Genomic DNA, 9,749 nt, shown 5'->3' on the forward strand with positions numbered 1-9,749 from the left:
GCTCTTACCATTCATAATGCACTCCAAAACCCGGTTCATCCGATAATATGATCCGCGATTTTTCATCAAGTAAAAGACCTGTAAATACATCATTCGAAATTAGCAGGTGACCATCCAGATCAACATATTTGGCCTCAAGCCCCAAAAGAGCCCCTGCTGCATTAGCAAGAGAACTTTCGATCATACATCCGATCATAATATCCAGTCCCAGTTTCTTTGCCTGAGTGATCGTTTGCCTCGCTTTATGGAGGCTTCCGATCTTCATCAGCTTGATATTAATGACGTCAAATGCTTGTGCTATGGCTTCCAGGTCCTCAGTTCCGGTAAAACTTTCATCTGCAGCGAGTGGCAACGGTGACCATTTTTTCAGTTCCTGCATTTTTTTAATCTCTGAGGAGGGCATTGGTTGCTCGATCAGTTCTACATTTTGAGTGGATAGAAACTCGATCTCACTTTTAGCCTGCTCCAATGTTTTCCAGCCCTCATTAGCATCTACTCTTAAAGGCTTATCTGTCACTTCCCGAATGGCTTTTATGATCTCACGGTCGTTATCTGTTCCTAATTTGATCTTGTAGATTGGATATTGACCGGCCGCCTTTATTTTCCTTTGCATCCGTTCCGGGGTGTCAATACCAATAGTATAAGATGTTATCGGACTAACAGGTGAATCATAGCCCCATAACTTCCACAATGGTTCACCCTTGGATTTGCCCCACCAATCGAGCCACGCCATTTCTAGGGCAGCTTTAGCTGCGTAAACAGGTGGCAGATCCAGCTTTTCAATTTTTTGGTGAACCTGAGAGACATCCGTCAGTTCTTCAAAGAAATCAAGCGGAAGTGATTCAAAAAAATCCAGTACTTTCTCTGATGTCTCATCATAACGGGTATTCGGGCCGGCCTCTCCATAACCGGTAATGCCATCTTTCCGGATCTTGAGAAACACATTCCCTACCTCTGATTTTGAACCCCTTGCAATGGTAAATACCTCCTTAAGTTTAAGCGGTATTAATTCCCACGAAAGGTCAAAATGTGACATAATCAAAATCCTGAATAAGCTTTATATATACATACACAGCAGGTGCAGCAAGAATAACGGCATCAAAACGGTCAAAGAATCCACCATGGCCTGGAAGCAAATTAGAGGAATCCTTTACCCCCGCCTTTCGCTTGATCTTGCTTTCGATCAGGTCTCCAAATGGGCCAAAAGTTCCTACCAGCAACACCAAAGGAAGTGCGAGCGTCAGGGTAAGTGTGGTTTCGATGGGAATGGCTTTCAGAGCGATCACCAACCCTAAAAAACATCCCAGATAACCGGAGAAGAAACCCTCCCAGGTTTTATTGGGACTGATACTTGGTGCCAGTTTGTGCTTTCCAAAATTCTTGCCACCAAAATAGGCAAATACATCTCCACCCCAGATCATTAGCATGGTGGCTACTGTAAGAACAAAACCTGTCTCGTTCGAACCGGTATCACGGATCAACATCAGGCTTAACATCCCTATTGGAGCATATAATCCGGCAAAAAACGAGGTACTTAACTGACTGATACACTCTTCATTTTCACGAAAAGTTTGTACCGCAATAAAGATCAAAAAGATGCTCAACCCAACTTCGAAAGCGTATGGAAGCCCCGGGTACAGCATCACCCATAAACCAATGGTATATGGGAAGTATTGATCGGTTGGGAGACCTGCACCATCCATTAATCGCATGACTTCCTGCTGAATGAAATAACCGATCAAAATAACGAAGGCTTTAAAGTACCATCCACCTATCCAGGTAAGAAATATGAATAGTATCGCCGCCGGAATTGCAAATAATATTCGTTTTGTGAGTTCACTCAAAGCCTACTCCCCGGAATCGTTCTCCGGGTTGAAATCCGGATTTTCTTCTTCAAGTTCTTTTAAGGCCTTTATGGCTTTTTCCTTGTAATCAACGGGTACATATAAATACACAAGGGCCATTTCACCCACTGTTAAACTGTAGGCGGAATCCCGCTTGGATAGAATATTTGAGGGGATCTTAAGATTTGAGAGATAGTTCTTGGCCATCTCTACTTCCAGATCAGTGGTTGCCTCCATCACACATACCCAGTTATCAATGTCATTAGGTTTTGGGGTGTCAGAAAAAAATCCCATTATTCGGCTCCTTTAATTTTGATCTGATGGAGATAGTATAATAAAAATGTGGTAGCCGCCACACTAAGAATGACCATCAGGATTGGAATATCCATTTCAGGTGATACCTGCTGATCCAGCATTTCCGGATAGTAGCTGCTGGCAATAACCTGCCCACCATTGTTGACAAAATGAGCCACCATGGCAGGAATCAGACTGTCTGATACATAGGTCAGGTAGGCTAAAAATATTCCCAAAGTTGCCAATGGTACGATGTTGGATATCTGTAAATGATAGGCTCCAAACAAAGCACCGGATATCAATATAGCTGCTGTAATGCCCCAGCTTTTTTCCAGTGCCCTCTGTACGTAACCCCGATACATGATCTCCTCACAAATTGCGGGAACCACTCCTATATGAAATACCCCCAACAAAAGTGCATTGTCAGACTTCAGGAAGGTGGTGATCATTTCAGCCATCGTTTCCTGCATTTCGGCCATAACATCCGGTACAGGGACAAATGAGTTCAGCCATCCCAGGAACAAGATAGTGGGTTGAGCAACCACAAATAAAATGGCGCCAACCAATGTAACATGCCAAACATTAGCAGAGAGTTTTAAACGAAGAAATTCCTTTCGTTCCCCTTTCACGGCATGCAATTTTACAAGCAGTAAAGTAGCCAAAGCCATGATCAGGATCTGACCGGAAGAATTTGCAAGAAACAGGATATCAAAATTAGATGACAGGTTTTCCATCATCATATTTGGATCCAGATCATCGGTAGTGAGTAAGATACCAAGTACCCCCACCACCGCACCAACTATATTAAATGCGATCAGGGCAATGAGTACCCAGCCGAATGCGACCGCCCAATGGGCAAAACCATTACGTTCTACCCATGGAATGTCTTGTTGTTCTATTGGTTGCTGAAAATCTGTGCCTGAGTTTATGTTTTGATCCATTAATTTTATTCTTCAGAGGCAAATATCTTAGCCCCGATCATTCCTGTGATTGCGTTTACGATGCCAAGTACAATAGCATTGATCAACACACCTAACGCTATTCCACCTAACGATTGCTGCTGAGCTCTTGTTTGTTCCATATTATCGATCGCATCATTCAGCTGAGCCTGTGGCATCCCGATCTGTTCCATGGAGTAGATCATGTTTTCATAAAAGTTTTCCATCAATGCCGGATCTATCATCATCCATAATTGGCTGATCACCGTTGCAAATATGGCTGCAACTGCCCCTGTAAGCAATCCGATAAGGGCTCCCTGCCCAATGGTAAAAGTTATATCAAAGGTCTTCGCATAATGCCGTGTTGCTATCACACCACCTACTAATCCAAATAAACAGGTTAGCGGTAATGTTAGTCCGGAAACAACCATCAAAGTCATTGAAGGTTCAGCTCCGGCTACATAGTACATGAGTATGATCCCGAGTCCACCGGTTATAAGAGCTACTGTAAGAGCCCCGATCAGAACTGAGTTCCAGTAACTTGGTGATGTTTGTTCGTTATCCATATTTGATCCGTTGTTAGTTTGAGAAAAATTCATCATTAAAAAGTAGTGCCACTGATAGGCCAAACAATGTACCCAATGCCAGCCTAGTATCAAGTGTATTCGACCACATATCGAATAAGTTACCTGTTACGTCGGCCAAATTTAAAATAATAAGTCCAATTAACCATCCAATTTTCCATTTTAAAGAGATATTGATCCTTGAAAGAAATGGGAGTAGTAACCATCCCGCCATAAATGCCCCATAAATTCCGATGCATCGGCTGCATACCGCCATTGGCATTCCGGATAAGTGGTAAGAACGATCACCCAACTGATGGCACAGCAGGTCAAATCCTTCATAGAGCCAGTAGAATTGAGAGGCATACTCTTGTCCATAAAGTCCGGGGCCAAGAGCCATGATGAATAGTGCAACAGCCGCCAAAGCCACAGAAATGTATAGCTTTCTGTTTTGGAACTGCATGGGGTTCACAGAATGGTTAATGAGTGATTTTATTTATGAAACTCTCAGGAGCACGGCATGGGCGGCGACTTTCTGCATCCATGAAACACAGAGAAACTTCGCCTAAAATGTGAATACTGTCCGAGTCCTCAGTTGTTACCTCATAAAATGTCTGAAGCCTTACTGAAGGAACATCAAAGACCATCACCTTGATCTGCATTTTCTCGTCATAAAGGATCGGTACCTTATACTCGATCTCAGTATGAATGACAGGTAACATGACCCCCGATTCTTCCATTTCACGGTAAGACAATCCATAGGAACGGATCATTTCAGTTCGAGCCACCTCAAAGTATTCCAAATAACGACCATAATACACATAACCCATTCGGTCTGTCTCGCCATAGCGGCTTCTGAGTTCATGGGTATATTCTATGATCGGTTCTTTTTCGGGAAACTTCACTTAATTACTTCACCGTTTTCCATTGGCCCATACTCGCATATTTTTCAATGCGCTGCTCAATGAGCTTCTCCGGCTTCATTTTTTTCAGTTTCTTCAGGCTTTTCAGGATCTGTTTTTTAACCTCATCAGCTGCAGCATCGTGGTCACGATGCGCACCACCCAGCGGTTCAGGGATCACCCCATCAATAACTTTCAGTTCTTTTAGATCCGGTGCAGTTAGTTTGAGAACCGCTGCGGCCTGTTCTTTGTAATCCCAGGTTTTCCAGAGAATGGAAGAACAGGATTCCGGGGATATAACGGAATACCAGGTATTCTCCATCATATACACTTCATTACCCATTCCTATGCCGATGGCTCCGCCACTGGCTCCTTCACCGATCACGATAGTAAGGAATGGAACCTTGAGCATGGCCATCATTTTCAGGTTCTTGGCAATAGCCTCGGCCTGACCTCTTTCCTCAGCTTCAAGCCCCGGATAAGCACCCGGAGTATCCAGCAAAGTAATGATAGGCACGTTAAATTTTTCGGCCAGCTTCATCAGGCGATAGGCTTTTCGATATCCTTCAGGGTTGGCCATACCAAACCTGCGGTACTGTCGCTGCTGGGTATCCCGTCCTTTTTGGTGCCCGATGATCATGACTGACTGTCCATCAATTGTGGCAAACCCACCAACAATGGCTTTATCATCAGACTGATATCGGTCGCCATGTAATTCCACAAAATTCTCAGTGATCTTGTAGATGTAATCGAGGGTATATGGACGATCAGGGTGGCGGGCTAATTGCACGCGTTGCCATCGCGTCAGGTTCTCAAAAATAGATGACCGAAGTTTTTCGACCCTTTTATTTAGGCTTTCAATTTCTTTATCAAGTACTCCATCACTTACATTTGAAAGCTTTTTAAGCTCCTCGATCTTGTTCTCGAGTTCTGCAATGGGTTGTTCAAAATCTAAATACTGCATATCTGCTTTTTAGGATTAATCTCTGTTAATATACGCAATCTTCTGTAGAGGTAAGAATTCAGAATAGATCAAAGTGTTCCAAAGATACTGCTGAATTTTAAAGACCATACCCTCCATATGGCTTCACGAACAATGGCCTTCGACATTTTTGAAACGCCTTCCTCACGTTCACGAAACACAATGGAAACTTCTTTCAGTCGAAAACCGGCTTTCCATGCTCGGAAGTGAAGCTCGATCTGAAATGCATATCCGTTAGACCTGATGCGGTCAATAGAAATTTCTTCGAGTACTTTCCGGTGAATGCATTTAAAACCTGCTGTTGTATCAAAAATAGGTAGTCCGGTTATGGTTCGGGCATAAATATTGGCCCCATAAGACAGGATCAATCGGCTTAGTGGCCAGTTGATGATGCTGATCCCATTTGAATACCTGGATCCGACCGCAACATCCGCATTTCCTGATCTCACTTCTTCAATAAGCCGGTCAACATCGTCCGGATCATGAGAAAAATCCGCATCCATTTCACAAACGTAGGTGTATCCACGTTTTAATGCGAATTTAAATCCTCTTACGTAAGCCGTTCCAAGACCGAGCTTCCCTTCTCTTTCGATCAAATGAACCCGATCAGGATACTTTTCTATGGCATTCCGAACATGATCGGCCGTGCCATCAGGAGAGCCATCATCAATAACTAATACATCAACTTTATTATCCAACACCATCAGGCGGGCAATGACCCGCTCAATGTTATGAGATTCATTATATGTAGGAACAATGACCAGCGAATCACTCTGCATATGTTATTGCCCTCTTCCTTTAACAACAGTCATAATGGTGTTTATCAAGATCTTTGCATCCATACTCATCGATGCATTTTCGATGTAAAATAAATCATATTTCGTTTTTTCACGAACATCATCCATACTGACGTCGTATTTCCATTTCACCTGAGCCCAACCGGTTATGCCGGGCCGTACTCTGTGACGGCGTGAATATAAGGGAACCTCAGCAGAAAATTGGTTAACAAAATGAGGTCGTTCCGGTCTTGGGCCAACAAGGCTCATATCACCCTTCAAAACATTCAAAAATTGAGGCAACTCATCAATTCTTAGTCTCCGCAACCACCTGCCCATTGGAGTGATCCTCGGGTCATTTTTGGTGGCCCATTTTGGCCCGGAATCCTTTTCAGCATTATCAAACATGGTTCTGAATTTATACATGGTAAACGGTTTTTCATTCCGACCCACCCTGGTTTGTTTGTAAATAGCGGGACCATCTGATGTAAAACGAACAAGCAAACCTATGATCAACAAGAATGGAAAAGTAAGAGCCAGCACTGTGAATGAAATGATAACATCAAAAAACCTCTTTGCCACTAACTCCCATAGCTGCATGGGCTCAGGTGAAACTTCGATCAGTGGCATCCCGAAGATCTGATTGGTTTTACTCAACCCACTTACCACCTGGTGAAAATCCGGTAATAACTTTAGGGAAACTTCAGGAGAATCCGTTTTTGCAATGATATTCACCAGTTTCTCCCGATGCTCGGGGTCTAATGCCACCATTACATCCTGTACCTGCCAGTCTCTTATAATTTGTTCGATCTCATCAATACTACCAAGTATTTTATCCTTTTCAATACCGATAGCAGGGTCCGGATCCTGTCCGTTAATACTTACATAACCTAAAACCTGCATCCCAAGGATCTTGTTTCTATTTAGGTCTTCATAGGCTGTTTTAGCAGACCTGCCGGCTCCAACAATGATAGCTCGGTGTAAGCCTTTACCTTTTTGAGCAAAATATTTTTGAATAGTTCGTACGATGAACCGGTTCACTGCCATCAGAACGAACACCATGAATCCATAAAGAAATACCGCCTGTCTTTGCACGTCCCATGTATTCTGTTGGTCATTACCGGATATGAAAAACAGGATCAACACCCCAATAAAACTGGCTTTCGCAATCTTTACAAATTCATCCAGCCGGGAAACCAGGTACAGTTTCTTGTACACACCAATCAGTACGAATAAAATGATCCAGAATGCACTGTAAAGAATACCGTTCAATAAAATATTTGGCTCAACAGTAAAGATCTGATACTCCCAAATGACCTCAGCATATGAGTGATATATGATCCACCCTGCCAATACGACCATAAAATCGAGTATCCCCGTAAAAATAACTTCCCGATATCTTCTTAACTTTGGCATTAAAATTATATTTGGCCTGATGAATAATAATCGTATAAAATACGGATTTTTAAATAGGCTGCATAACTTCGTGAAACTCAACACTCATACCTTTGTACACTCTTAAAAAAACTGCTTATTCCACCAAAGCCCGATTAGGGGAACTTCAAACAGATCACGGTAAAATTGAAACACCGATCTTTATGCCGGTAGGAACCCTGGGGACTGTGAAAGGTGTATCCCAGCAAGCTCTTACCGAACAAATAAAAGCTCAGATCATCCTCGGTAACACCTATCACCTGTATTTGCGTCCCGGTTGCGAGATCATCAAAAAAGCCGGTGGCCTGCATCAATTCATGAAATGGGACAAACCAATACTGACTGACTCAGGTGGCTATCAAATATTTTCTTTGTCTGATATACGTGAGCTGGATGAAGAAGGAGCTCATTTCCAAAGTCATATTGATGGGTCCTACCACACATTCACTCCGGAGAATGTTGTCGAAATTCAGAGAATTCTGGGTTCTGATATCATGATGTTGCTGGATGAGTGCCCACCTTATCCAAGTTCCTATGATTATGCAAAGAACTCGATGGAATTAACGCACCGTTGGGCCAAACGGGGAAGAAAAGCATTTCTTGAAACTGAACCCCATTATGGGCATAAACAGGCTCAGTTTGGTATTGTTCAGGGGGGAACCTATAAAGACCTCAGAATAGAGTCATCCAAATTCATGGCCGATCAGGATTTTGAAGGTATTGCGATCGGGGGATTAAGTGTAGGGGAACCGACTGAACTTATGTATGAATTTACCGACCTGAATACAGACTACCTTCCTGAGGATAAGGCCAGATACCTGATGGGAGTGGGAACACCCGCTAACCTGCTAGAAGGAGTGGCTCGCGGTGTTGACATGTTCGATTGTGTGATGCCTACCAGAAATGCCCGTAACGGTACAATTTTTACCCGACATGGAAGAGTAAATATCAGAAATGCTCAATGGAAAGATCATCATGATTTTCTGGACCCCGAGTTTCCATCAGATCTTTGCAGTAAGTACACCATGGCTTACATTCATCATCTGATTCGCAATAATGAGATCTTTGGACTGGTGTTGGCTTCCGTTCACAACCTTACTTTTTACCTGTGGCTGATGGATGAAGTCAGAGATCGAATTGCAAATGATACTTTTGCTGACTGGTATCCCGGTATGGTGGAGCAGCTGGAACAAAAGATCTAAGAACTTAAGGGGGAGTCACCCGAGCTTCCCCTTTTTTAAATACCCTTGCAATTTCTGAGGAGATCGTTTTTATCCATATTGCCACATATATAAAACCCTTGAAAAACAAACTGTACTTGGTACTGTAGTGTTTATCATAAAATTGATAAAGCGCCTTATTGAATATCCAATTGTACCTTAGATCTCCTTTTTTCGTACTTTCCCCTTTATAATGGATAATGTTTGTATCGGGAACATAATCAATATGAAAATCTGTATCCTGCACTCTGTAACAAAGATCTATATCCTCACCATACATAAAGAAACGCTCATCAAATCCTCCTAAATCCTTAAGCAGGTCTGTTCTCCAAAACATACATGAACCGGATAATACCGGAACTTCATTCTTCTCATTTTCATTTAACCAATTCATATAGTATTGGTTAAATAGTTTTTTTTTAGGAAAAAGCTCATGAAGTGAAAACATCTTGCAAAACGATGACCAGATGGTCGGTACAGAACGTTTCGACTCAGGAGCAAAAGTTCCATCAGGGTTCAAGATCTTAACCCCTGCAGCACCACATTTTGGGTGGCTTTCCATATGACCCGTGAGAGTTGTGAACAAGTCTTCACTAATTACCGTATCCGGGTTTATGATGAATGTATAGCTTCCTTTTGCTTTACTGATAACCTGATTGTTTGCTCTTCCAAATCCAACATTTGTTGAATTATCAATATAAGTTACATTCGGGAAGTATTGCCTGAGATAAGTACTGGAATCATCTCCGGAATCATTATCAACGACAAAAATTTCAATATCAAAATCCCCTTTCGC

The 9,749-nt window shown here is 42.5% G+C and carries 12 protein-coding genes (1 of these 12 running past the window's edge); 1 reads left to right on the forward strand and 11 read right to left on the reverse strand.

Annotated elements, in window-relative coordinates; all coding sequences use genetic code 11:
• Positions 1-4 precede the first annotated feature (4 nt).
• The 10 genes from C3B73_RS00285 to C3B73_RS00330 form a co-directional block, all read right to left on the reverse strand.
• Entirely contained in the window at positions 5-1,036 is a 1,032-nt protein-coding gene (locus C3B73_RS00285) for a dipeptide epimerase (protein ID WP_103663635.1), read from the reverse strand.
• Positions 1,023-1,844 (reverse strand): phosphatidate cytidylyltransferase, encoded by an 822-nt coding sequence (locus C3B73_RS00290; protein WP_103663636.1) that lies wholly within the window; start codon positions 1,842-1,844, stop codon positions 1,023-1,025. Before C3B73_RS00290 ends, C3B73_RS00285 begins: the two co-directional genes overlap by 14 nt.
• Before the next feature lie 3 nt (positions 1,845-1,847).
• Positions 1,848-2,138 (reverse strand): putative signal transducing protein, encoded by a 291-nt coding sequence (locus C3B73_RS00295; protein WP_103663637.1) that lies wholly within the window; start codon positions 2,136-2,138, stop codon positions 1,848-1,850.
• A complete protein-coding gene (locus C3B73_RS00300) occupies positions 2,138-3,079 on the reverse strand; it encodes a CPBP family intramembrane glutamic endopeptidase (protein ID WP_103663638.1) in 942 nt (313 codons plus the stop codon). Before C3B73_RS00300 ends, C3B73_RS00295 begins: the two co-directional genes overlap by 1 nt.
• A gap of 5 nt (positions 3,080-3,084) precedes the next feature.
• Positions 3,085-3,642 (reverse strand): DUF4199 domain-containing protein, encoded by a 558-nt coding sequence (locus C3B73_RS00305; RefSeq protein ID WP_157939376.1) that lies wholly within the window; start codon positions 3,640-3,642, stop codon positions 3,085-3,087.
• A gap of 13 nt (positions 3,643-3,655) precedes the next feature.
• On the reverse strand, positions 3,656-4,102 hold the full coding sequence (locus C3B73_RS00310) for a DUF2085 domain-containing protein (RefSeq protein ID WP_103663640.1): 447 nt from the start codon (positions 4,100-4,102) through the stop codon (positions 3,656-3,658).
• A gap of 16 nt (positions 4,103-4,118) precedes the next feature.
• Positions 4,119-4,544, reverse strand: coding sequence for an acyl-CoA thioesterase (locus C3B73_RS00315; RefSeq protein ID WP_232802867.1), 426 nt, complete (start codon positions 4,542-4,544; stop codon positions 4,119-4,121).
• A 4-nt stretch (positions 4,545-4,548) separates the two neighbouring features.
• Entirely contained in the window at positions 4,549-5,505 is a 957-nt protein-coding gene (locus C3B73_RS00320; protein WP_103663641.1) for an acetyl-CoA carboxylase carboxyltransferase subunit alpha, read from the reverse strand.
• Between the two features lie 68 nt (positions 5,506-5,573).
• A complete protein-coding gene (locus C3B73_RS00325; protein ID WP_103663642.1) occupies positions 5,574-6,302 on the reverse strand; it encodes a polyprenol monophosphomannose synthase in 729 nt (242 codons plus the stop codon).
• Between the two features lie 3 nt (positions 6,303-6,305).
• Positions 6,306-7,715 carry a sugar transferase gene (locus tag C3B73_RS00330; RefSeq protein ID WP_103663643.1) on the reverse strand — a complete coding sequence of 470 codons (1,410 nt, stop codon included), beginning with the start codon at positions 7,713-7,715 and terminating at the stop codon, positions 6,306-6,308.
• A 92-nt stretch (positions 7,716-7,807) separates the two neighbouring features.
• On the opposite strand from C3B73_RS00330, the gene tgt reads away from it, so the two are divergent.
• The gene (tgt, locus tag C3B73_RS00335) at positions 7,808-8,935 is read left to right on the forward strand and encodes a tRNA guanosine(34) transglycosylase Tgt (protein ID WP_103663644.1); all 1,128 of its coding nucleotides are present in this window, start codon (positions 7,808-7,810) and stop codon (positions 8,933-8,935) included.
• 4 nt (positions 8,936-8,939) lie between these two features.
• Here tgt and C3B73_RS00340 read toward each other — a convergent pair whose 3' ends face one another.
• On the reverse strand, positions 8,940-9,749 hold the 3' portion of the coding sequence (locus tag C3B73_RS00340; protein WP_103663645.1) for a glycosyltransferase family 2 protein. The gene runs 93 nt beyond the window's last position; 810 of the gene's 903 nt are visible here — the last part of the coding sequence; its start codon lies off the right edge, out of view; it ends in the stop codon at positions 8,940-8,942.

This window comes from Gracilimonas amylolytica (genome assembly GCF_002911695.1).
GTDB classification, from domain to species: domain Bacteria; phylum Bacteroidota; class Rhodothermia; order Balneolales; family Balneolaceae; genus Gracilimonas; species Gracilimonas amylolytica.